The sequence below is a fragment of the Mesorhizobium sp. WSM4307 genome (genome assembly GCF_007003945.1).
In the GTDB taxonomy this organism is placed as follows: domain Bacteria; phylum Pseudomonadota; class Alphaproteobacteria; order Rhizobiales; family Rhizobiaceae; genus Mesorhizobium.
In genome coordinates this window covers 549,500-571,474 of sequence record NZ_VFTB01000002.1, presented here as the reverse complement: position 1 = coordinate 571,474, position 21,975 = coordinate 549,500, and the positions used below count along the sequence as shown (strand labels likewise).

Genomic DNA, 21,975 nt, shown 5'->3' with positions numbered 1-21,975 from the left:
ATCAATCAGCGCACGGACAGTCCAAAGCCCTGCATCAGCCGGCCGACGGCGAAATCCGCCTTGCCTGACGTAAAGACCGCGATATCGGGCTCGCCTTGCGGCAGCGCCCCGTCGACGGGCGGCAAGAGCGAAAGAGCACGCCTCGCGATCGCTTCGGCCGGGTCGATCCAGTCGACCGGCCAGGGCGCGGTCTTGCGCATGCGGTTGACCAGGAACGGGTAGTGGGTGCAAGCCAGCACGACGATGTCGGTCCTGAGCCCCTCATTTTCCATGAAACAGGGCGCGATCTCGGCGCGCACGGCTTCCTCGTCGACGAAACCCTCGCGCATATAGACTTCGGCAAGGCCCGCCAGCCTGTCGCTGCCAACCAGGCGGACATGGCATTTCTGCGCCCATTTACTGATCAGGTCGCGCGTGTATTGCCGCTTCACCGTGCCCGGCGTCGCCAGCACGGAGACCAGCCCGGAGCGGGTGCGCTCCGCCGCCGGCTTGACCGCTGGCACGGTGCCGACGAAGGGATGGCCGGGAAATCTCTCGCGCAGCGCATCGATCACCAGCGTCGAGGCGGTGTTGCAGGCGATGACGGAAATCGCAGGCGCAAACCGGTCGAGCAATTTGGCGAAGAGTTCGAGTATGTGGGTGCGCAGTGCCGGTTCTTCCCAGGCGCCGAACGGAAAGGCCGCATCGTCCGCGACATAGACGAAGCGCCGGTCCGGCATCAGCACACGCGCCTCGCGCAGCACGGTCAGCCCGCCGACGCCGGAATCGAACATCAGGATCGGCTGGTCAGTCATTGTCGGTTCCCTTGCCGCCCAGCGGCGGCGCGTCCTCATCGTCACCCACTGGCTTGTGCGCCTGGCGACCGGCCTCTGCCTTGCCGGCGCGCGCGGCGGCCGGAAGCCGCCTTGGATCATCGCCCGGCGAGCCGTCGCCGCGCGGCATTGCCGGCGAAAACCTGTCCAGCGAGGAGATGATGCCGCGCAGCACCTTCAGCTCCGGCTCGGCGAAACGGGCGCGCGTCAGCACGGCGCGCAGATTGTCCACCATCTTGGGCTTCTTCGGCGCCGGCCGGAAATAGCCGCGCGCTTCCAATGCGCCTTCGAGATAGGCGAAAAGGCCATGCAGTTCTTCCTTGCTGGCCGGCTTCATCTCCGGCCCGGTGAAATTGGTCTTGTTCTCATCCTCGAGGCCCGACTTCATCCACTCATAGGACATCAGCAGCGCCGCCTGCGCGATGTTGAGCGAGGAGAAATCGGGATCGACGGGAAAGGTGACGATCTCGTCGGCGAGCCCGACCTCGTCATTGTAGAGACCGAAGCGCTCGCGGCCGAACAGGATGCCGGTGCGCTGCCCCATGCCATGACGGGCGCGCAGCACCCTGCCCGCCTCCACGGGGCCGCGCACGGCCTTGAAACCGTCGCGCTGCCTGGCGGTGGTGGCGAAGACGAAGTTCAGATCGGCAAGGGCCGAGGCCAGATCGTCGAACACCGTCACGGCGTCGATGACATGGTCGGCGCGGCTGGCGGCGGCGCGCGCCTTCTCGCTCGGCCAGCCGTCACGCGGATTGACCAGGCGCAGTTCCGACAGCCCGAAATTGGCCATGGCGCGCGCGACCATGCCGATGTTCTCGCCGAGCTGCGGCTCGACGAGGATGATCGCCGGACCGCCAGGGCCACGCTGAAAGTCTGTTGCGGTCATGTGTTCCAGATGATTGCGCTACGAGGTCACCGCGTCCTGCCATATCGATACGGCTTTTTGAAGAGTTGTCGGTGACCTGGCGACAAATAGCCTTGTCCCGCACCCCCTGTGTTGGCGCGAAAAATCCAAATTCGCTCCACCGGCGGGCTGGAGCAAATGGTCACACGCCCGTACAAGCAAACGAGCCACGTGCTCCATCTTCTCAAGGGATGGTTGAGATGTGGGCATCGCGGCCGCTCTGGCAACGACAAGCTATCCAACCCTATACTGCTTGATGGCTCTGCCTTACTTTTTTATCGGCGACATCTTCCGGTTACAGAAATAACCTATTAGCTATATGTATAGTTAAATACGGCGATGCGGCCGCCGCTGTGACATAATCTTAGAAAATTGCAATATCAAAACCGCTTGGGGCCAAGCTGTATCGGTAAATTCATTTGAAGACGGAGCGTGTCTTGCACGCTCCTGTCACTTATCTGTGCCCCAAGCGTTTCCACACGGGTTTTCAATAGCCGACACGGGTGTTGGCCAAACTTCAGGAGGGGGCAAATGAACGTCTTACGGTTTTTCCTTTCAATCGCTGTGTTGCTTCTGGCATCGGTCTTCGTGATTGCTCCGGCTTCCGCGCAAGCGACACGGACCTGGGTTTCCGGCGTCGGCAACGACGCCGATCCGTGCAGCCGAACGGCACCTTGCAAGACGTTTGCCGGCGCCATCTCGAAGACGGCGACGGCCGGCGAGATCAACTGTCTGGACCCGGGCGGATTTGGCGCGGTCACCATCACCAAATCCATCACAATCGACTGCAGAACGACTGAAGGCGGTGTGCTTTCGGCGCTCGTGAATGGCATCATCATAAACACCCCCGTCGGCTCCGTCGTGCATCTTCGCGGCCTCGACATAGACGGCGTGGGCACTGGACTCGACGGCGTGCGGATGATCGGCCAAGGTCAACTGCATATCGAGGACTGCAACATCGAGCGGGTGACCAGCAATGGCGTCGAATTTCTTCCCAACGGCGCCAGCGAACTCTACATAATCAATACACGGATAGCCGAGGCAGCCGGTGGCGCCGTTCTTATCAAAACGACTGGCGCCATCGGCATCAATGCCATCCTGTCCAGGGTGGAACTGACCAACAGCGCCAATGGCATTCTTGTCGACGGCACCGGCAACACCTCTGCCATGAACGTGGCGCTGACCGACAGCCTGGTCAGCGGCAACAGCGGCAACGGGGTGGCGGTCAAGTCCGTCGCTGCGGCATCGTCGGTACGCGCGACGATCGTCAACACCACGATCAGTTCCAATGCCGGCGTCGGCGTGAATGCCAACGGCGCCGCCGCCAGCGGCGCCGGCAGCGCCATCGCCTTTCTCGGCGCCTCGACGGTGTTCGGCAATGTCACCGGGGTCAGCAACACCAGCAGCGGCGCCGTCCAGTCGTTCAAGAACAACATGATCTCCGGCAACGTGGCCGACGGCACGCCAATCGCGGCCTTCCCCGGCCCTGGCGGCACGCCGCTGCAATAAGCGCCTGCCGCCTGCATGCGGCAGCATGAAACAAAGGCGATGCCGCCTGCCTCTCGATGGGCAGTGCGGCATCGATTTTTGTTCACGATTGCTGGATCGATTCACCGTTTCGCGGAAACGCCGCCTGTCCCCTTGTTTTATGGCAATTTCGAACGAAAACCCGCTTCACGCTTTTCCTGGACTTGCGCCGGCAGCAGCCTGCTTCCGCATTGCCCCGGTTTGCGCCGCCCGGATCGCTTTGCTATAGGCGAAGTCCCTATCCTGGCGGGGCCGACCCGCCATCCCCCAACTGTTGAACGAGGCATTCTTTCCATGGCGAAGATCAAGGTGGCGAACCCGGTCGTCGAACTCGACGGCGACGAGATGACCCGCATCATCTGGCAGTTCATCAAGGACAAGCTGATCCACCCTTATCTCGACCTCAAGCTCGAATATTACGACCTCGGCATCGAGCACCGCGACGCCACCAACGACCAGGTGACCATCGATTCGGCCAACGCCATCAAGAAATACGGCGTCGGCGTGAAATGCGCGACGATCACCCCCGACGAACAGCGCGTCGAGGAGTTCAAGCTGAAGAAGATGTGGAAGTCGCCCAACGGCACCATCCGCAACATCCTCGGCGGCACCATCTTCCGCGAGCCGATCATCATGAAGAACGTGCCGCGCCTGGTACCCGGCTGGACCAAGCCGATCATCGTCGGCCGCCACGCCTTCGGCGACCAGTACCGCGCCACTGATTTCCGCTTCCCCGGCAAGGGCAAGCTGACGATCAAGTTCGTCGGTGAGGACGGAAAGGTGATCGAGCATGACGTGTTCGACGCTCCCGGCGCCGGCGTCGCCATGGCCATGTACAATCTCGACGAGTCGATCCGCGAGTTCGCCCGCGCCTCGCTGAACTACGGCCTGCTGCGCAACTATCCGGTCTACCTGTCGACCAAGAACACCATCCTGAAAGCCTATGACGGCCGCTTCAAGGACATTTTCCAGGAAGTCTACGAGGCTGAATTCGAGGCCGAGTTCAAGTCGAAGAAGCTGTGGTACGAGCACCGCCTGATCGACGACATGGTGGCCTCCAGCCTGAAATGGTCGGGCGGCTATGTCTGGGCCTGCAAGAACTACGACGGCGACGTACAGTCCGACACGGTGGCGCAGGGCTTTGGCTCGCTCGGCCTGATGACCTCGGTGCTGATGACGCCCGACGGCAAGACGGTGGAAGCCGAAGCCGCGCACGGCACCGTCACCCGCCACTACCGCCAGCACCAGAAGGGCGAGGAAACCTCGACCAATTCGATCGCCTCGATCTTCGCCTGGACGCGTGGCCTCGCGCACCGCGCCAAGCTCGACGACAATGCTGAACTGAAGCGCTTTGCCGAGACGCTGGAAAAGATCTGCATCCAGACTGTCGAGTCCGGCTTCATGACCAAGGACCTGTCGCTGCTGATCGGACCCGACCAGCCCTGGCTCTCGACCACCGGCTTCCTCGACAAGATCGACGAGAACTTGCAGAAGGCGATGGCTTAAGAGCCCAGTTTTACAAAAGCGAAGGCTCCGAAAGGAGCCTTCGCTTTTTGGGCCAGCGAAAGCGAGGATCTGACAGCATGACCAGGCCGATCCTCTATGGCGCGGACTACAGTGTCTATGTGCGCATCGCGCGGATGGCGCTGGAGGAGAAAGGCGTCGACTACGAACTGGTACCGCTCGACATCTTCGCCGCCGAGGGCATCCCGGCCTGGTATCTGATACATCACCCGTTCGGCCGCATCCCGGCCTTGGAGCATGACGGTTTTCGCCTTTTCGAGACGAATGCGATCACCCGCTATGTCGACGAGGCCTTCGACGGCCCGGCGCTGCAGCCCGCCGATGCGCGCGGCCGCGCCAGGATGGGCCAGATGACAGGCATGCTCGACGCCTATGGCTACCGCGCCATGGTCTGGGACATTGCCGTCGAGCGCCTGGAGAAGGCGGAGCCGGATGAGACGCTGATCGCCGGCGGGCTGCGGCAGGCGGAAACGGTCCTCAGGGTGCTCACATCACTCAAGGCTCCCGGGCCATGGTTGCTCGGCAATCGGGTGACACTGGCCGACCTGCATGCGGCGCCGATCATCGCCTATTTCCTCAAGGTTGCCGACGGGCAAAAGCTTCTGGCCGAGTTTCCCGAGATTCTGGCATGGTGGGACCGGATCGCGGCCACAGAAGCCTTTGCCATGACCGAAAAGGCTGATTGAAACCCGAGGCGGCGCTAAAACCTTATCTCGGGCCGGGTCACCATCAGCCAGAGGATCGCAAGCACCGCGCCAAAGGCTGGAAAACCGCAAGCAAACCAGATGCGAAAGAGGCGTTTCTCTTCGGCGGGCAGCGGCGCGTTTTCGATGGCCGCCTGCCGCGCCAGATTACGGATCCTGATCTGAATCCAGACCACCGGCAGCCAGAACAGGCCGGTCACGACATAAAGCAGCAAGGACAGCACGATCCAGCCTTCGGAGAGCGGCCAGCCCGCAGCCTGCGCCAGCAACACGCCCGTGACCGGCTGCACGATGACGGCGGTCGCCGTAAAAATGGTGTCGGCGATGACGACCGTGCCCGCGACATGGGCGACGAGATCGGCGCGGCCGCTGCGCTGCGCCATCAGCATGAAGAAGGCAATGCCGGCGCCGGTGCCGAACAGAACCGTGGCGCCGATGACATGCGCCCAGCGCAATATGTCGGCCCAGAGGCTCATCGCTCGTCGAGCACCGCGAGCGCCACCAGCATCAGGCAAAGCGCGGGGATCGTCTTGACCAGCGGCCCCAGTGGATCAAGCCATAGACCTGGGACAAGAAGCGACGCCCCCGCCAAATAGGACAGTGTGATGGCAATCATCGCCAGCAGCGCGCGCCGGGCCAGGGATCGGACCACGACAGCCGCGCCAACCAGGATGTCTGCCGTACTTCCGGCCAGAACCGCGATCTGGGCCAGGCTCGCCGACACGCCGTGCGAAACAAGGATATCCGCCGCCGCCTCTTGCCGGATCAGGCCGATGACACCCGAAACAAGCCAGAATAGGGACAGGCAAGCGAAGATGACAGGCTTTGCCAGCCAGAGGCGGGCGAACCATCGTTCCTGGACATTGGCCGGCATGTCGGCCAGCGTTGCTTCCAGCGGCTGAAGCGGACGGCCGGAAATTCGGTTCCAGGCCGCTGCGTCGCCCGTGACACCGCCCGCCACGGCAGCAAGGGCTGCGCTGCGCAGCGGGGACCGCCAACCAAGAGTTCCAAGCACATCTGCAACCGCGCCCGCGAGCCGGCCGAGAATGGCTGGCATCGGCACCACTCTCGCAGGCGGCAGACCAAGCCACGCACGCAAGGTGGAGAGGACCTCGGCGAGCGGTCTGGCATTGGCTTCGACGAGATCGACGGCGAGTCGGGGCGGCAGCGATCCGGCGACCGCGCGCGCCACCGCTTCGGCAACGTCGGTGACCGCCACGGTCTGGATCGGCTGGAGCGGCATGACGGCCGGAACAAAACCGGGGAATGCCGCAAGGGCGCGCAAAAGTGCCGTCCCGCCATAGGCAGCGGGCGCGATCACAAGGCCCGGCCGCAGGATGGTCCACTCCAGCGAGGAGCTTGCGACGGCCTTGTCGCCTTGCGCCTTGGTGCTGAAGAAAGGATTTGCCGAGGCGAGATCGGCACCGATCGCGGAGATCTGCGCAAAGCGGTGCACACCGGCCTGTTCGCAGGCCGCAACGAGTGCCACCACCGAGCCCCGGTGAACGGCGTCGAGGCGGTCGCGGGGGCCGTCCTGCAAGGCGGCCCGCCGCATTGACCACCGCGTCCATGCCCGCAACCACCGGCAGCCAGTCTTCAGCGGCAAGGAGTTTCGACATGTCCGCCGCGATCCAGCGCACCGCCGGCCGGCGTCGCCCGGCATCCTGAACATCGCGACCGAGGCCGGTCACGTGATGACCGTCGCGAAGCAAACGGCTGATGACTGCGTCCCCGATCAAACCATAGCCACCGAGGACGAGAACATTCATGCCATGGCTTTCAGGCGGCTTCGAGCGCCGCCTTCACAGCCGCGATCGCATCATTGGCCTTCGAGGCATCCGGGCCGCCGGCCTGGGCCATGTCGGGCCGCCCGCCACCGCCCTGCCCACCCAAGGCGGCGGAGGCGACGCGCACCAGGTCGACGGCGCTGAAGCGGCCGACGAGGTCGTCGGTGACGGCGACGACGACGCTTGCCTTGTTGTCCTCGCCGGCACCGACGAAGACGACGACGCCGGAGCCGAGCGAAGTCTTGCCGGCATCGGCCAGCGGCTTCAGATCCTTCGGCGAGACACCGGAGACCGCCTTGCCGAGGAAGCCGACGCCGGCAACCGTCTCGTTCTCCGAGGGCGCACCCGCCGCGGCACCGCCGCCGAGTGCCAGTTTCTTGCGCGCTTCGGTCAGTTCCTTCTCGAGCTTCTTGCGCTCTTCGAGCAAGGTCTCGACGCGCGCCGGCACGTCGGCGGGCGAGATTTTCAGCACGGCTGCCGCCGCCTTCAGACGCCTGTCCTGCTCGTCGAGATGTTTTCTGGCCGCCTCGCCGGTCAGCGCTTCGATGCGACGCACGCCAGCGGCGACCGCGCTGTCGGAGACCACCCGGACCAGGCCGATATCGCCGGTCGCCCTGACATGGGTGCCGCCGCAGAGTTCGACCGAATAGGGCCGGTTGGCCTTGGCGCCATGCAGGCCCGTGCCCATCGACACGACGCGCACCTCGTCGCCGTATTTTTCGCCGAACAGCGCCATGGCGCCCTCGGCGATGGCGTCGTCGACCGACATCAGGCGCGTGGTCACCGGGCTGTTCTGCACGACGATTTCATTGGCCATGCGCTCGACCTCTTCAAGCTCCTCGGCCGAGATCGGCTTGTTGTGCGAGATGTCGAAACGCAGGCGCTCCGGCGCGACCAGCGAGCCCTTCTGCGCGACATGGGTGCCCAGCACCTCGCGCAACGCTTCATGGATCAGATGCGTGGCGGAGTGGTTGGCGCGCAGCCTGGTGCGGCGTGCGTGATCGACCTTGAGCTCGACGGCAGCGCCGGTCTTGACCGTGCCGCTCGCCACCTTGCCCAGATGCACGAACAGGCCGTCGGCCTTCTTCTGCGTGTCGGATATCGCGATCGAGAAACCTTCGCCCGAGATGACGCCGGTGTCGCCCATCTGGCCGCCGGACTCGCCATAGAACGGCGTCTGGTTGACGACGACCGCAACGGCATCACCCTTGCCGGCGCTGTCGACGGTCTTGCCGTCCTTGACCAGCGCCTGGATGAGGCCTTCCGCCTGCTCGGTCTCGTAACCGAGGAATTCGGTGGCGCCGGTCTGTTCGCGCACGGAGAACCAAACCGTCTCGGTGGCGGCCTCGCCGGACCCGGTCCAATGCTTGCGCGCCTCGGCCTTCTGCTGCTCCATCGCATTGGTGAAGCCGGCCAGATCGACCGAGATGTTGCGCTGGCGTAACGCGTCCTGCGTCAGGTCGAGCGGGAAGCCGTAAGTGTCGTAGAGCTTGAACGCCGTCTCGCCATCCAGCATGTCGCCGGCATGCAGCGTTTCCGTCGCCTCGGAGAGCAGGCCGAGGCCGCGCACCAGCGTCTTGCGGAAGCGCGTCTCCTCGAGCTTCAGCGTCTCGGTGATCAGCTGTTCGCCGCGCGGCAGTTCGGGATAGGCTTGGCCCATTTCGCGCACCAGCGCCGGCACCAGCTTCCACATCAGCGGTTCGTTCGCGCCGAGCAGCTGCGCGTGGCGCATGGCGCGGCGCATGATGCGGCGCAACACGTAGCCGCGGCCTTCGTTCGACGGCAAGACACCGTCGGCGACCAGGAAGGAGGACGACCGCAAATGGTCGGCAATGACGCGGTAGGAGGCCACCGTTTCCGTATCGGGAGCGCGGCCAAGCGCGGAGGACGCCGCATCGATCAGGTGACGGAACAGGTCGGTCTCGAAGACGCTTTCCACCCCTTGCAGGATGGAGGCCATGCGCTCCAGGCCCATGCCGGTGTCGATGGACGGGCGCGGCAGGTCGATGCGCTCCTCCTTCGTCACCTGTTCATACTGCATGAACACCAGGTTCCAGAATTCGAGGAAGCGGTCGCCATCCTCTTCGGGGCTGCCGGGAGGGCCACCCCAGATGTGCTCGCCACGATCGATGAAGATTTCCGAGCACGGCCCGCACGGACCCGTGTCGCCCATCGCCCAGAAATTGTCCGAGGTCGGGATGCGGATGATGCGATCGTCCGAGAAACCGGCGATCTTCTTCCAGAAGCCGGCCGCCTCGTCGTCCGTGTGGTAGACGGTGACCAGCAGCTTGTCCTTCTTCAACCCGAACTCCTTGGTGATCAGGTTCCAGGCAAGCTCGATGGCGCGCTCCTTGAAGTAATCGCCGAAGGAGAAATTGCCGAGCATCTCGAAGAAAGTCAGGTGGCGCGCGGTGTAGCCGACATTGTCGAGGTCGTTGTGCTTGCCGCCTGCGCGAACGCTCTTCTGGGCGGTGGTGGCGCGCGAATAGGACCGCTTCTCCAGACCGGTGAAGACGTTCTTGAACTGCACCATGCCGGCATTGGTGAACATCAATGTCGGATCGTTGCGCGGCACGAGCGGGCTCGAGGCCACGACCTCGTGGCCCTCCTTGCGGAAATAGTCGAGAAATGTCGACCGGATCTCGTTCACGCCACTCATGACTGCTGCCTTTTCGCGAAAACCGCCGGCGCGGCCGGCGGAAACTGGTGTCTGCTTTCCAGAAATAGACTTGGCCTTTTAGCGGCCACGCTCCAGCCTGTCCAGAAACACGGAACTGGGCCAATCCCGGGAGTCTATTGGTCCCAAAAACGAAAACCGCCGGCGCGAAGGCCGGCGGTTTTGGACGCGATACTAAAGAACTCGGTTACTTAAGCATCGGATCATAGGTCGACTTTATGGCCGAACTCTGTCCGTTGCCCTACATCGCGCCGGCTTCGTCCTCAAAACCGTCGTCGCCGCCTTCAGAGCCACCATTTTCGAGGAACTTTTCGGCGATAAGCCCGGCATTCTGCCTCAGCGCCAGTTCGATCTCGCGTGCGGTATCGGGATTGTCGCGCAGGAACAGTTTTGCATTTTCGCGGCCCTGGCCGAGACGTTGCGAATTGTACGAGAACCAGGCGCCGGACTTCTCGACCACGCCGGCCTTGACGCCGAGATCAACCAGCTCGCCGGTCTTGGACACGCCCTCGCCATACATGATGTCGAACTCGACCACCTTGAAGGGCGGCGCCAGCTTGTTCTTGACCACCTTGACGCGGGTCTGGTTGCCGACGACCTCGTCGCGATCCTTGACCGAGCCGATGCGGCGGATGTCGAGGCGCACCGACGCATAGAATTTCAGCGCGTTGCCGCCGGTCGTGGTTTCGGGCGAACCGAACATGACGCCGATCTTCATGCGGATCTGGTTGATGAAGATGACCATGGTGTTGGAGCGCGAGATCGAGGCGGTCAGCTTGCGCAGCGCCTGGCTCATCAGGCGGGCCTGCAGGCCGGGCAGCGAATCGCCCATCTCGCCCTCGATTTCGGCGCGCGGCGTCAGTGCCGCGACCGAATCGACCACCAGCACGTCGATGGCGCCGGAGCGCACCAGCGTGTCGCAGATCTCCAGCGCCTGCTCGCCTGTGTCGGGCTGCGAGATCAGCAGGTTCTCAAGATCGACGCCGAGCTTGCGGGCATAGACCGGGTCGAGCGCGTGTTCGGCGTCGACGAAGGCGCAGATGCCGCCCTTCTTCTGGGCTTCGGCCACCGTGTGCAGCGCCAGCGTCGTCTTGCCCGAGCTTTCCGGCCCGTAGATCTCGATGATGCGGCCGCGCGGCAGGCCACCAACGCCGAGCGCGATATCGAGGCCGAGCGAGCCGGTCGGCACCGTTTCGATCTCGACGACCTGCTCGTTCGCGCCGAGCCGCATGATCGAGCCCTTGCCGAAAGCCCGCTCGATTTGCGACAGCGCCGCATCCAGAGCCTTTGATTTGTCCACTGCCTTATCCTCTACAAGCCGCAAAGAATTCTGAGCCATGATACATCACCCCTTGGTCGTCAATGAAGGCCGGACAATCCGTAATCCCTGCCATTTTGTACCTTTTTTGTTCTCGTTTGGCAAGAGGGATCAAATATCTGAAAAGCCAGTCATATCCGGATTTGTTCTTTTTCCGTACCAAGAGATCGAACAGGAATGCACCCCGCATTGGGCCAGGCTGCTCGGTTGTATCGATCCGCCGAATCGCCATCTTGCTGGCGAAGGCTATGACGCAGTCTAGCGCTTGTGCAGTTGCAATAACAAAGGGCATATCGCCGGCATGGTGAAATCCATAGAGATATTGGCCGTGGGCGGCGCCCATATCGACCGGCGCGGCCAGGTGTCAGGCACGTATGTGCCGGCGGCGTCCAATCCCGGCACGATGCGCGAGGACGTCGGCGGCGGCGTGTTCAACGCGCTGCGCAGCACGGTGCGGCGCGGCGTATCGGGCTCGCTGATGTCGATGCGCGGCGGCGATGCAGCGGCGGACACCATTTCGCGAGCCATCGCCGAGGCAGGCATCGCCGACCTGTCGGCGGTCTTCCTCGACCGCACGACGCCGAGCTACACCGCGCTGATCGATCGCGAGGGCGAGTTGATCGTCGGCTTTGCCGACATGGTGCTCTACGATCTGGCGTTTCCCAAGCAGATGCGGCGCTCCAAGGTCCGCGAGGCGATCGCTGCCGCCGATGCCATCCTGTGCGACGCCAATCTGCCGTCGGCGGCACTGGAGCGGCTGGTTTCGCTTGCGGCCGGCAAGCCGGTGTATGCCATTGCCATCTCGCCGGCCAAGGTGGTGCGGCTGATACCGGTGCTCAGCGCGCTGGCGCTGGTCTTCATGAACCGGCGCGAAGCCGTCGCGCTGGCCGGCGTCAACGCAAACGCGGCCGAAGGAGATGTCGTCGACGGGTTGCGATGCAGCGGCCTTGCCAGCGGTGTCGTGACGGCAGGCAGCGCGCCGGTGCTGGGTTTCGATGAAGCAGGCGCCTTTACGATCCAACCGCCTGCCCCGAGAAAAGTCGCTGACGTCACCGGCGCCGGCGACGCGCTGGCGGGTGCGACGGTGGCAGCCCTGCTGCGCGGCCTGCCGCTGCGCCAAGCCTTGCGCGAAGGCGTCGCGGCGGCGACGCTGGCCATCGAAAGCGCCGACGCCATCCCCGATTTTACCGCGGCGAGCTTCGCCGAAGCTCTGGCTCTTGTGCCGGACGCGCAGGAAGTGGCATGAGACCGGCAAATTCATAGTGCCGCTGTGTTGCCGGGCGCCCCCCATGCGCCGCACCGCGAGTTGGAGATCCAGATGAGACCCGAAACCGCCCGCCCCTTCATCGACATCCACGCACCAGTGGCGCAAGCCCTGGCCGCCGGGCGCCCGGTTGTGGCGCTGGAAAGCACCATCATCACCCATGGCATGCCCTACCCCGACAATGGCGCCATGGCAGCCAATGTCGAGAAGATCATCAGCGACGGCGGCGCCGTACCGGCGACGATCGCGGTGGTTGGCGGCCGCATCAAGATCGGCCTGTCTGACGGCGAGCGCGAATCGCTGGCCATGACCGGTGACGCCATGAAGCTGTCGCGCGCCGACCTCGGCTTCGCCGTCGCGCAAGGACGCACCGGCGGCACGACCGTCGCAGCCACCATGATCGCGGCTGAAATGGTTGGGATAAAGGTGTTCGCCACCGGCGGCATTGGCGGCGTGCACAAGGGCGCGGAGAAGAGTTTTGACATCTCCGCCGATCTCGACGAATTGGCACGCACGCCGGTGATCGTCGTCTCGGCCGGCGCCAAGGCCATCCTCGACATCGAAAAGACGCTGGAAGTGCTGGAGACGCGCGGCGTGCCTGTCGTCGGCCATGGCTGCGAGACGATGCCCGCCTTCTGGTCGCGGCAGTCGCCATTCCGCGCGCCGCTGACCTTGCACGGACCGGAAGAGATCGCGCATTTCTACCAGACCAGGGTTGCGCTGGGGCTCTGCGGCGGCATGCTGGTCGCCAATCCGGTGCCGGAAAACCAGGAAATCCCGGCCGAGGAGATGGCCGGCTACATCGAAGCCGCGCAAAAGGCCGCCGAGGCGCTCAACGTGACCGGCAAGGCGGTGACGCCGTTCCTGCTGGGAAAAATCCTGGAGTTGACCGGCGGCCGCAGCCTCAAGACCAACATCGCGCTGGTCGAAAACAATGCGCGGCTGGCGGCAGGGATTGCGAAGGCCCTGTAGGTTCAAGCGGCAAATGCCCCCTCACCCGGATTGCCAAGACCGAATTGCAAAAGAGCAATTCGGGGCAATCCGACCTCTCCCCGAGGGGAGAGGAGCTTGCAGCGCCGGCGCTTTCCTCTTCTCCCCAGCGGGAGAACGTGGCCGCGCAGCGGCCGGATGAGGGGCCTCGCGCTTGCGGGGATCTACTTGCCTGCGCGCCGCCCTGCCTCATAGGCGCGGCGTGCCCACACCGCCATCTCGTCGGGATCGTCAAAGGCGCTGTCGGGAATGCTCCAATAGGGCATGGCGACCAGCTTGCCGTGGCGCTTGCCGGTATAGGTCCATTGCTTGCAGCCCGCGGCTTCGAAATCGGGCGCGCTTTGCTCGTCGGCCTTGAGCAGCAATTCGCCGCGCAGCACGATGGCGACGATGACGCCGTCGAAATAGATGCCCTTGCCGCCGAACAGCCGGCGGATGCTGACCGGGCCTAGCCCTGAGAACAGTTCGGCGATGCGTTCATTGTCCATGCCGCGATCATGTCACCGGCATTTGACATTGTCATCGCGCAACCAGAACCATGCTGACAAGTTAAGCCCATTCCATCGGAGTTCTTGTCATGCCGCTTCTGCTCAAGGGGTCCTGCCGCTGCAACGCCGTGCGTTTCGAGGTGGAGAGCCACACGCCCGTGCCGTTCATGCTGTGCTACTGCTCGATCTGCCGCAAGCAGCAGGGTGGTGGCGGCTTCGCCATCAATCTCGGCGCCGATTACCAAACGCTGAACATCCGGGGCAAGAGAAGCCTTGGCGTCTACCGCGCCGAGATCGAGGACGACGAGCATCCCAATTGCGAGGTCTCGACCGGCGAGCGCAATTTCTGCCGCAAATGCGGCTCGGCGCTCTGGCTTTACGACCCGACCTGGCCGGACCTTGTGCATCCCTTCGCCTCGGCGATCGACAGCGACCTGCCGAAGCCGCCTGAAAAGGTGCATCTGATGCTGAAATACAAGGCGAACTGGGTCGAGCCCGATATCGGCAAGGGCGACAAGACGTTCGATGTCTATCCCGAGGAATCAATCGCCGACTGGCACAAGCGGACGGGGATGTGGGTGGAGTAAGGTCCTTCTCCCGTTTACGGGGAGAAGATGCCGGCAGGCAGATGAGGGGCGGCGCAGACTTTGGAAAGTGTGGTGCGAACCCGGATACGCTGGCGCTGCCCCTCATCCGTCACTTCGTGACACCTTCTCCCCGTGAACGGGGCGAAGGAGAGATCAGGCCGAGGCGCGTGCTTCCGCCAATGCCTTGAGATCGGCCGGCTTCAGTTCGACGGATTCGCCGCAGCCGCAGGCCGAACTCTGGTTCGGGTTGTGGAAGGTGAAACCGGTGCGCAGCGTCGTCTGCTCGAAATCCATCTCGGTGCCGAACAGGAAAAGCGCGGCCTCAGGCGCCACATAGACATGGGCGCCATCGCGCTCGATGTGGTCGTCCTTGGTGTTGGGCTCGGTCACCAGGTCGACCGTGTATTCCATGCCGGCGCAGCCGCCCTTCTTGATGCCCAAGCGAATGCCGTGCGCGTTGTCGCGCGTGGCGACGATCTCGCGCACCCGGTCGGCGGCCTTTTCGGTCATCGTGATGACGGCAAAGCGTCCCATTGTCTTTCCTTCTCCATTCCATGCAGGTTCAAGGCCTGCCGAATGATTCCTCACCTAAAATGGTGAAGTTTTACCCCTGGCGCAAGTGTACCAAGCTCGACGCTAGTACCAGCCCACCGCCACCTGCGCCTCTTCCGACATGCGGTCGGGCGACCAGGGCGGGTCGAAGGTCATGTTGACCTCGACGCCGGAGACGCCTTCGACGGCGCCGACGGCGTTTTCGACCCAGCCGGGCATTTCGCCGGCCACCGGGCAGCCCGGCGCGGTCAGCGTCATGTCGATCTTGACCGAGCGGTCGTCCTCGATGTCGATCTTGTAGACGAGGCCGAGCTCGTAGATGTCGGCCGGGATTTCCGGATCGTAGACGGTCTTCAGCGCCGAGACGATGTCGTCGGTCAGCCGCGCCAGTTCGTCGGCGGGAATGGCCGTGGCGGAAACGACGCTGTTGGCGGCGGGTTCCGGAGTGGTCTCGGCAGTGATGCTCGCATCATCCATGATCGTCACCCAAAGAATTTGCGCGCTTTTTCAAGCGCCTCGGCCAAGGCGTCGACTTCGGCCCTGGTATTATACATGCCGAACGATGCCCTGCATGTGGAGGTTACGCCAAAGCGTTTCAACAGCGGCTGGGCGCAATGAGTGCCCGCACGGACTGCCACGCCCTGCCTGTCTATCACCATCGACACGTCATGGGCATGAATGCCCTGCAGTTCGAAGGAGATGATCGCGCCCTTGCCGGGCGCATCGCCGAAGATGCGCAGCGAATTGATGGCGCGCAGCCGCTCATGCGCGTAGGTCTTGAGGTCTTCCTCATGCGCCGCGATGCGCTCGCGGCCGATCTTTTCCATGTAGTCGAGGGCCGCACCCAGCCCGATTGCCTGGACGATCGGCGGCGTGCCGGCCTCGAAGCGATGCGGCGGCTCGTTGTAGGTGACGATGTCTTCCGTCACCTCCTCGATCATCTCGCCACCGCCCATGAAGGGCCGCATGCCCTGGAGAATGTCCTTCTTGCCGTAGAGCACGCCGATGCCGGAGGGCCCGTAGACCTTGTGGCCGGTGAAGACGAAGAAGTCGCAGTCAAGATCCTGCACGTCGATCGGCATGTGCACGGCGCTCTGGCTGCCGTCGACCAGCACGGGAATTCCACGCGCATGCGCGATGCGCACGATCTCCTTGATCGGCGTCACCGTGCCCAGCGCATTCGACATCTGCGTGATGGCGACGAGCTTGGTGCGATCGGTCAGCCGCTTCTCGAATTCCTCGATGTGGAAGGCGCCGAGATCGTCGACCGGCACCCAGACCAGTTTGGCGCCCTGCCGCTCGCGGATGAAATGCCAGGGAACGATGTTGGAGTGGTGCTCCATGATCGACAGCACGATCTCGTCGCCCTCGCCGATATTGGGCATGCCATAGCCATAGGCGACGGTGTTGATCGCGGAGGTGGTGTTCGAGGTGAAGACGATGTTGTCGGTGCTTGGCGCATTGAGGAAGCGGCGCACTGTCTCTCGCGCCTTTTCATAGGCGTCGGTCGCCGCGTTGGACAGGAAATGCAGGCCGCGATGGACGTTGGCGTATTCCTGGGAATAGGCATGCTGGATCGTGTCCAGCACCACCTGCGGCTTCTGCGCCGAGGCGCCGTTGTCGAGATAGACCAGCTTCTTGCCGTAGACTTCACGCGACAGGATCGGGAAGTCGCGGCGGATCGCCTCGACGTCGTAGAAATCTCCGATCTTGCCTGGAGCGTTCATCATCTCACCCGTGCGTTACGAACCATTCGTCGAGCCTGGCTTCCAGCGCCTCGACGATCGTCTCGTCGTCCAGTTCCTCGATCACCTCAGCGACGAAGGCCTTGACCAGCAGGCCACGGGCGCTCTTCTCGTCAACGCCGCGCGCCATCAGGTAGAACAGATGGTCGTGGTCGATCTCGGTCACCGTCGCGCCATGGCCGCAGACGACGTCGTCAGCGAAGATTTCGAGCTCAGGCTTGGTCGAGAACTCGCCATCATCCGACAACAGCAGCGTGTTGCAGGCCATCTTGGCGTTGGTCTTCTGCGCATATTGATGGACATTGATGCGGCCCTGGAAGACGCCGCGCGCCTTGCCCGTCACCACGTTGCGGATGATCTCGGTCGAGGTCGTGTGCGGCACGGTGTGGTCTAGCACCATTGTCACGTCGCTATGGGTATCGCCGGCCAGAAGGTTGATGCCGCGCAGTTTGAAATCGCCGCCTTCGCCAGTCGTCTTGACCATGACCTCCTGGCGCACGAGCTTGCCGCCGGCGTTCATGACGAAAAGCGTCAGCTTCGCGTTCTTGCCAATATGGGCCTTGAACTGCGCCAGATGGGTCGCCGTCTCTGGCTGCTCCTGGACGATCAGCCATGTCACCTCGGCGCCCTCGCCGAGCACGAGTTGGCTGACCGAACTGACCAGCGCCGCGCCATCACCCGCCTGACGCTCGACGATGACGGCCTTGGCGCCGGCGCCGACGCGAACGGCCAAGCGCACATGGGTCTGGCCGCCGGCCTGCACATTCTGCAGTTCGATCGGCTTTTCAAGTTCCGTGCCATCGGCGATGTCGACAAAATAACCGTCGGCGACGAAAGCGGTGTTCAGCGCGCCTATGGCATCGTCGCTGCCATAGGGATCGAGCCCCGGCGCGATGCTGCCATCAACCAGCTTTTCCGACAGGCTTTGCACGGTGACACCGTCAAGGACCGGTACCTTCACATGGGATTTGCCGTTCAGGACCGGCAGGACGGCGGAGCCTTCGACGATCGGCGCGAAAACCTTGGCCATGGCGGTCGGGTCGAAATCCGGCACCACGCTCAACAGTCGGCGCAGATCGGTATAGTGCCAGGATTCGATGCGCCGCGTCGGCAGGCCGTGCTTGATCGCCTCGATCGCGTCGTCGCGCTTCAGCATCACCGCGCCGTCGCCCGGCAGCAGCGACAGCCGGTCGCCGAACGCGTCGATCAACGCTGTCTCGGCCGGTGTCCGCTGCGGTTGTGTGTGGATATTCATCAGTTTGACCTTGCCTTCTGGCATCTCACGCGGCTTCGCCGATCACGCCGGCATAGCCATTGGCCTCGAGGTCGAGCGCCAGCGACTTGTCGCCGGATTTGATGACCTGGCCCTTGTAGAGCACATGCACGCTATCGGGCACGATGTGTTCAAGCAGCCGCTGGTAATGGGTGATGACCAGGAACGCCCGGTCGGGCGCGCGCAGCGCGTTGACGCCGTCGGAAACGATCTTCAGCGCATCGATGTCGAGGCCGGAATCGGTCTCGTCGAGCACGCAAAGTTTCGGCTCCAATAGCTTCATCTGCAGGATCTCGGCGCGCTTCTTCTCGCCGCCGGAGAAGCCGACATTGAGCGGCCGCTTCAGCATCGCCATGTCCATGCTGAGCGAGGCGGCGGCTTCCTTCACCCGCTTCAGGAATTCCGGGATCTTCAGCGGCTCCTCGCCGCGCGCCTTGCGCTGCTCGTTCATCGCCACCTTCAGGAATTCCATGGTCGCCACGCCCGGTATCTCCATCGGATACTGGAAGGCGAGGAAAATGCCCGACGTGGCGCGCTCGGCCGGATCCATCTCCAGGATCGACTGGCCGTTGTAGAGGATGTCGCCCTCGGTCACCTCGTAGTCCTCGCGGCCGGCGAGGATATAGGACAGCGTCGACTTGCCCGAGCCGTTCGGGCCCATTATCGCGGCGACCTCGCCGGCCTTCACCGTCAGGTTCAGGCCGCGGATGATTTCGGTGCCGTCATCGACGATGCGGGCGTGCAGGTTCTTGATCTCAAGCATTCTTTTGTTTCCTGAATATCTGTCCGGTCAGCCGACCGAGCCCTCAAGCGAGATACCGATCAGCTTCTGCGCCTCGACGGCAAACTCCATCGGCAGCTGCTGGATGACGTCCTTGACGAAGCCGTTGACGATCAGCGCGATGGCTTCCTCCTCGGGAATGCCGCGCTGCATGACGTAGAACTTCTGGTCCTCGGAAATCTTGGACGTCGTCGCCTCATGCTCGAACTGCGCCGTCGAGTTCTTGGCTTCCATGTAAGGCACGGTGTGGGCGCCGCACTGGTCGCCGATCAGCAAACTGTCGCAATTGGTGAAGTTGCGGGCGTTGGTCGCCTTGCGGTGCGCCGAGACCTGGCCGCGATAGGTGTTCTGCGAGAAGCCGGCGGCGATGCCCTTGGAGATGATGCGGCTCGACGTGTTCTTGCCGAGATGGATCATCTTGGTGCCGCTATCGACCTGCTGATAGCCGTTGGACACGGCGATCGAATAGAATTCGCCTGAGGAATCGTCGCCGCGCAGGATGCAGCTCGGATATTTCCAGGTAATCGCCGAGCCGGTCTCGACCTGCGTCCACGAGATCTTCGAACGGTCGCCACGGCAGTCGCCGCGCTTGGTGACGAAATTGTAGATGCCGCCCTTGCCCTCGGCGTCGCCGGGGTACCAGTTCTGCACCGTCGAATATTTGATCTCGGCATCGTCGAGCGCCACCAGTTCGACGACCGCCGCATGCAGCTGGTTCTCGTCACGCTGCGGCGCCGTGCAGCCCTCGAGATAGGAGACGTAAGCCCCCTCCTCGGCGATGATCAGCGTGCGCTCGAACTGGCCGGTGTTCTTCTCGTTCATGCGGAAATAGGTCGACAGCTCCATCGGGCAGCGCACGCCTTTGGGCACGAAGACGAAGGAGCCGTCGGTGAACACGGCCGAATTCAGCGTGGCGTAGAAATTATCCGATGTCGGCACGACCGAGCCGAGATATTTCCGCACCAGTTCCGGATGCTCGCGGATGGCTTCCGAGATCGAGCAGAAGATGACGCCGGCCTGCGCCAACTCCTTCTTGAAGGTGGTGACGACGGATACGGAATCGAACACCGCGTCGACGGCGACGCGGCCGGATTTGTAGACGTTGTCGCTGGGCTCCTCGAGATCGGAAGCATCGGTCTTCTGGACGCCGGCCAGGATTTCCTGCTCGCGCAGCGGAATGCCGAGCTTTTCGTAGACCTTCAAGAGTTCGGGATCGACATCGCTGAGCGAGGACGGGCCGGGCGTGCTCTTGGGCGCCGCATAATAGTAGATGTCCTGGAAATCGATCTTCGGATAGTGGACGCGCGCCCAGGTCGGCTCGTCCAGCGTCAGCCAGCGCCGATAGGCTTCCAGACGCCATTCCAGCATCCAGGATGGCTCGTCCTTCTTGGCCGAAATGAAACGGATGATGTCTTCGCTCAGGCCCTTGGGAGCCTTGTCGACAGCGATTTCAGTCTGGAATCCATATTTGTATTGGTCGACGTCGATCTTTCGGACCCGATCGATCGTGTCCTGCACAGCAGGCATATGCGTTCTCCATCCACGCCGGGGTCAAGGCCCGGCAGTTTTCAAACTATGGCACCGCCAACGGCAGCCCCTGGAGGCGCCGGAAGTGGCGTAAGTTCCATATAGTGCGTTTCGACCGGAAATTCACCCGGCCACTTGCAAACGCACGGCTCTACCAGGCTGCGAAGCCTGAATTCCTTTTTCACCGCGTTCAGGCGGCCTGTTCCCTGCCCGCCCGGCGCTGGGCAATTCCCGACAGCGCGGTGCGGAACAATTCAATGTCCTCGGCGCCCGTCGCAGCACCGATCGACACGCGCAAGGCGCCAAGACTGTCGCCATAGCCCATGGCCTTCAGCACGTGGCTCGGCCCGACCTTGCCCGACGAACAGGCGGAGCCGGCCGACAGCGCCACACCGGCGAGATCAAAGGCGATCTGCGCGGTTTCGGCCTTGATGCCCGCAATAGCGAAGAATGTCGTGTTGGCAAGCCTTGGCGCGTCGGTTCCAAAGATTTCCGCCTCCGGCACCAGCATTTTCACGATCGCTTCGATCTCGTCGCGTCGCTGGCGCACCGCATCGATCGCCGGCAGTCCGGCCAGCGCTTCGCGCGCGGCGGCACCAAAGCCTGATATGGCGGCGAGATTTTCGGTTCCGCCGCGATGGCCCTTTTCCTGGCCGCCGCCATTGATCAGGGGCTTCGGCATCATCAGATCGGCGGCGGCGGCGATGGCACCAACACCCTTGGGACCGCCGATCTTGTGCGAAGACAGAATCAAATAATCGGCGTAACCCGCTGACATGTCGATGGAAACGCGGCCGGCGGCCTGAACGGCGTCGACGACAAGAATGCCGCCCGCGGCCTTGACGATTTCGGCGATGCGAGCGATCGGCTGGATCACGCCGGTCTCGTTGTTGGCGGCGTGGATCGCGACCAGCGGCAGACCATCGGCCTTGTCATGACCTGCAAGTGCGGCGGCCAAGGCGGCAAGGTCGGCAATGCCGTTGGCATCGACGCCGATGCGCGTCACTTGGCCCGCCGGGAAGCGTCCGCCATTCAGCAGGCAGGGATGATCGGCCTCGCAGACGTAGAGCCGGCTCATGCGCACGCTGCCGCGCCCCATCTGCCAATCGGGGGTCAGCAGCGTCGAGGCAGCTTCGGTCGCACCGGAGGTGAACACGACATGTTCGGGCCTCGCATTCACCAGAGCCGCGACCTCGCGCCTTGCCGTCTCGATCAGGCGCCGCGCGGCGCGGCCTTCGGTATGGACCGATGACGGGTTGGCCGCCACGTCAAGCGCCGCGACCATAGCCTCGCGCGCCGCTGGGAGCAGCGGCGCACTGGCATTGTAGTCGAGATAGGCGCGTTTTGCGGCCATTTTCGTCCAGTTGATCCCGTCAGAAGCCATTCGGTCGTCGTATGGCGTTATTTCCTTGAAATTCCAAGGCGAGCCGTCCTATTTACGCGGCTTGCGGCGCGGGTGGCCGGGCTCGACGTCTGGCCACCCAGTTTTGAATAGTTCTAAACTAGCTTCTAAGA

General features: G+C 63.3%; 20 protein-coding genes and 1 pseudogene. 6 read left to right on the top strand and 15 right to left on the bottom strand.

The window, feature by feature from the left end:
* Nucleotides 1-5 precede the first annotated feature (5 nt).
* Both murI and FJV83_RS06400 read right to left on the bottom strand, forming a co-directional pair.
* The gene (gene murI / locus FJV83_RS06405; protein WP_095770364.1) at nt 6-794 is read right to left on the bottom strand and encodes a glutamate racemase; all 789 of its coding nucleotides are present in this window, start codon (nt 792-794) and stop codon (nt 6-8) included.
* A complete protein-coding gene (locus FJV83_RS06400; protein WP_142884718.1) occupies nt 787-1,698 on the bottom strand; it encodes an RNA methyltransferase in 912 nt (303 codons plus the stop codon). The genes murI and FJV83_RS06400 overlap by 8 nt, the downstream gene beginning before the upstream one ends.
* A 549-nt stretch (nt 1,699-2,247) precedes the next feature.
* Between FJV83_RS06400 and FJV83_RS06395 the strand changes: the two genes are divergently transcribed.
* From FJV83_RS06395 to FJV83_RS06385, 3 genes are all read left to right on the top strand, one after another.
* A complete protein-coding gene (locus FJV83_RS06395) occupies nt 2,248-3,225 on the top strand; it encodes a right-handed parallel beta-helix repeat-containing protein (protein WP_142876101.1) in 978 nt (325 codons plus the stop codon).
* 312 nt (nt 3,226-3,537) lie between these two features.
* A complete protein-coding gene (locus FJV83_RS06390; RefSeq protein ID WP_095770367.1) occupies nt 3,538-4,749 on the top strand; it encodes an NADP-dependent isocitrate dehydrogenase in 1,212 nt (403 codons plus the stop codon).
* Between the two features lie 77 nt (nt 4,750-4,826).
* The gene (locus FJV83_RS06385) at nt 4,827-5,453 is read left to right on the top strand and encodes a glutathione S-transferase family protein (protein ID WP_095770368.1); all 627 of its coding nucleotides are present in this window, start codon (nt 4,827-4,829) and stop codon (nt 5,451-5,453) included.
* Between the two features lie 14 nt (nt 5,454-5,467).
* Here FJV83_RS06385 and FJV83_RS06380 read toward each other — a convergent pair whose 3' ends face one another.
* The 5 genes and pseudogenes from FJV83_RS06380 to recA form a co-directional block, all read right to left on the bottom strand.
* A complete protein-coding gene (locus tag FJV83_RS06380) occupies nt 5,468-5,947 on the bottom strand; it encodes a DUF2269 domain-containing protein (RefSeq protein ID WP_142884719.1) in 480 nt (159 codons plus the stop codon).
* Complete coding sequence (locus FJV83_RS06375) at nt 5,944-7,026, bottom strand: SDR family oxidoreductase (RefSeq protein WP_246691809.1); 1,083 nt, start codon at nt 7,024-7,026, stop codon at nt 5,944-5,946. Before FJV83_RS06375 ends, FJV83_RS06380 begins: the two co-directional genes overlap by 4 nt.
* 37 nt (nt 7,027-7,063) lie before the next feature.
* Nucleotides 7,064-7,240, bottom strand: a pseudogene (locus tag FJV83_RS36870) (NAD-dependent epimerase/dehydratase family protein); the annotation flags it as partial.
* 10 nt (nt 7,241-7,250) lie between these two features.
* The gene (gene alaS, locus FJV83_RS06370; RefSeq protein WP_142884720.1) at nt 7,251-9,917 is read right to left on the bottom strand and encodes an alanine--tRNA ligase; all 2,667 of its coding nucleotides are present in this window, start codon (nt 9,915-9,917) and stop codon (nt 7,251-7,253) included.
* A gap of 259 nt (nt 9,918-10,176) precedes the next feature.
* On the bottom strand, nt 10,177-11,274 hold the full coding sequence (gene recA / locus FJV83_RS06365) for a recombinase RecA (RefSeq protein WP_010909075.1): 1,098 nt from the start codon (nt 11,272-11,274) through the stop codon (nt 10,177-10,179).
* 280 nt (nt 11,275-11,554) lie between these two features.
* On the opposite strand from recA, the gene FJV83_RS06360 reads away from it, so the two are divergent.
* Entirely contained in the window at nt 11,555-12,499 is a 945-nt protein-coding gene (locus tag FJV83_RS06360) for a carbohydrate kinase family protein (RefSeq protein WP_095770371.1), read from the top strand.
* Nucleotides 12,500-12,571: 72 nt separating this feature from the next.
* Nucleotides 12,572-13,489 carry a pseudouridine-5'-phosphate glycosidase gene (locus FJV83_RS06355; RefSeq protein ID WP_142884721.1) on the top strand — a complete coding sequence of 306 codons (918 nt, stop codon included), beginning with the start codon at nt 12,572-12,574 and terminating at the stop codon, nt 13,487-13,489.
* Nucleotides 13,490-13,671: 182 nt separating this feature from the next.
* Here FJV83_RS06355 and FJV83_RS06350 read toward each other — a convergent pair whose 3' ends face one another.
* Nucleotides 13,672-13,995 carry a TfoX/Sxy family protein gene (locus FJV83_RS06350; RefSeq protein WP_095770372.1) on the bottom strand — a complete coding sequence of 108 codons (324 nt, stop codon included), beginning with the start codon at nt 13,993-13,995 and terminating at the stop codon, nt 13,672-13,674.
* A gap of 89 nt (nt 13,996-14,084) precedes the next feature.
* On the opposite strand from FJV83_RS06350, the gene FJV83_RS06345 reads away from it, so the two are divergent.
* Nucleotides 14,085-14,582, top strand: coding sequence for a GFA family protein (locus FJV83_RS06345; RefSeq protein WP_095788100.1), 498 nt, complete (start codon nt 14,085-14,087; stop codon nt 14,580-14,582).
* Between the two features lie 153 nt (nt 14,583-14,735).
* Here the strand turns inward: FJV83_RS06345 and sufA are convergent, their stop codons facing one another.
* The 7 genes from sufA to FJV83_RS06310 form a co-directional block, all read right to left on the bottom strand.
* Nucleotides 14,736-15,116, bottom strand: a complete 381-nt coding sequence (gene sufA / locus FJV83_RS06340) for a Fe-S cluster assembly scaffold SufA (protein ID WP_013532156.1) — start codon at nt 15,114-15,116, stop codon at nt 14,736-14,738.
* Nucleotides 15,117-15,218: 102 nt separating this feature from the next.
* Nucleotides 15,219-15,611 carry an SUF system Fe-S cluster assembly protein gene (locus FJV83_RS06335; RefSeq protein ID WP_095770883.1) on the bottom strand — a complete coding sequence of 131 codons (393 nt, stop codon included), beginning with the start codon at nt 15,609-15,611 and terminating at the stop codon, nt 15,219-15,221.
* 5 nt (nt 15,612-15,616) lie between these two features.
* Entirely contained in the window at nt 15,617-16,861 is a 1,245-nt protein-coding gene (locus tag FJV83_RS06330) for a cysteine desulfurase (protein ID WP_095770884.1), read from the bottom strand.
* A gap of 4 nt (nt 16,862-16,865) precedes the next feature.
* On the bottom strand, nt 16,866-18,134 hold the full coding sequence (sufD, locus tag FJV83_RS06325; RefSeq protein ID WP_142884722.1) for a Fe-S cluster assembly protein SufD: 1,269 nt from the start codon (nt 18,132-18,134) through the stop codon (nt 16,866-16,868).
* A 25-nt stretch (nt 18,135-18,159) separates the two neighbouring features.
* Nucleotides 18,160-18,915: a Fe-S cluster assembly ATPase SufC gene (gene sufC / locus FJV83_RS06320; protein WP_015318168.1), complete on the bottom strand. Its 756-nt coding sequence runs from the start codon at nt 18,913-18,915 to the stop codon at nt 18,160-18,162.
* A 27-nt stretch (nt 18,916-18,942) separates the two neighbouring features.
* Nucleotides 18,943-20,460, bottom strand: coding sequence for a Fe-S cluster assembly protein SufB (sufB, locus tag FJV83_RS06315; RefSeq protein ID WP_095770374.1), 1,518 nt, complete (start codon nt 20,458-20,460; stop codon nt 18,943-18,945).
* 190 nt (nt 20,461-20,650) lie between these two features.
* The gene (locus tag FJV83_RS06310; RefSeq protein ID WP_142884839.1) at nt 20,651-21,814 is read right to left on the bottom strand and encodes a cysteine desulfurase family protein; all 1,164 of its coding nucleotides are present in this window, start codon (nt 21,812-21,814) and stop codon (nt 20,651-20,653) included.
* Between the last annotated feature and the right edge of the window lie 161 nt (nt 21,815-21,975).

Coding starts and splice junctions, on each gene's coding strand:
- FJV83_RS06375 (WP_246691809.1), bottom strand. CDS start 7,026: ATGCGGCGGGCCGCCTTGCAGGACGGCCCCCGCGACCGCCTCGACGCC.
- FJV83_RS06345 (WP_095788100.1), top strand. CDS start 14,085: ATGCCGCTTCTGCTCAAGGGGTCCTGCCGCTGCAACGCCGTGCGTTTC.
- FJV83_RS06380 (WP_142884719.1), bottom strand. CDS start 5,947: ATGAGCCTCTGGGCCGACATATTGCGCTGGGCGCATGTCATCGGCGCC.
- alaS (WP_142884720.1), bottom strand. CDS start 9,917: ATGAGTGGCGTGAACGAGATCCGGTCGACATTTCTCGACTATTTCCGC.
- sufA (WP_013532156.1), bottom strand. CDS start 15,116: ATGGGACGCTTTGCCGTCATCACGATGACCGAAAAGGCCGCCGACCGG.
- FJV83_RS06310 (WP_142884839.1), bottom strand. CDS start 21,814: ATGGCCGCAAAACGCGCCTATCTCGACTACAATGCCAGTGCGCCGCTG.
- FJV83_RS06330 (WP_095770884.1), bottom strand. CDS start 16,861: ATGAACGCTCCAGGCAAGATCGGAGATTTCTACGACGTCGAGGCGATC.
- sufD (WP_142884722.1), bottom strand. CDS start 18,134: ATGAATATCCACACACAACCGCAGCGGACACCGGCCGAGACAGCGTTG.
- FJV83_RS06335 (WP_095770883.1), bottom strand. CDS start 15,611: ATGGATGATGCGAGCATCACTGCCGAGACCACTCCGGAACCCGCCGCC.
- sufC (WP_015318168.1), bottom strand. CDS start 18,915: ATGCTTGAGATCAAGAACCTGCACGCCCGCATCGTCGATGACGGCACC.
- FJV83_RS06400 (WP_142884718.1), bottom strand. CDS start 1,698: ATGACCGCAACAGACTTTCAGCGTGGCCCTGGCGGTCCGGCGATCATC.
- FJV83_RS06360 (WP_095770371.1), top strand. CDS start 11,555: ATGGTGAAATCCATAGAGATATTGGCCGTGGGCGGCGCCCATATCGAC.
- recA (WP_010909075.1), bottom strand. CDS start 11,274: ATGGCTCAGAATTCTTTGCGGCTTGTAGAGGATAAGGCAGTGGACAAA.
- FJV83_RS06390 (WP_095770367.1), top strand. CDS start 3,538: ATGGCGAAGATCAAGGTGGCGAACCCGGTCGTCGAACTCGACGGCGAC.
- sufB (WP_095770374.1), bottom strand. CDS start 20,460: ATGCCTGCTGTGCAGGACACGATCGATCGGGTCCGAAAGATCGACGTC.
- FJV83_RS06350 (WP_095770372.1), bottom strand. CDS start 13,995: ATGGACAATGAACGCATCGCCGAACTGTTCTCAGGGCTAGGCCCGGTC.
- FJV83_RS06395 (WP_142876101.1), top strand. CDS start 2,248: ATGAACGTCTTACGGTTTTTCCTTTCAATCGCTGTGTTGCTTCTGGCA.
- FJV83_RS06385 (WP_095770368.1), top strand. CDS start 4,827: ATGACCAGGCCGATCCTCTATGGCGCGGACTACAGTGTCTATGTGCGC.
- murI (WP_095770364.1), bottom strand. CDS start 794: ATGACTGACCAGCCGATCCTGATGTTCGATTCCGGCGTCGGCGGGCTG.
- FJV83_RS06355 (WP_142884721.1), top strand. CDS start 12,572: ATGAGACCCGAAACCGCCCGCCCCTTCATCGACATCCACGCACCAGTG.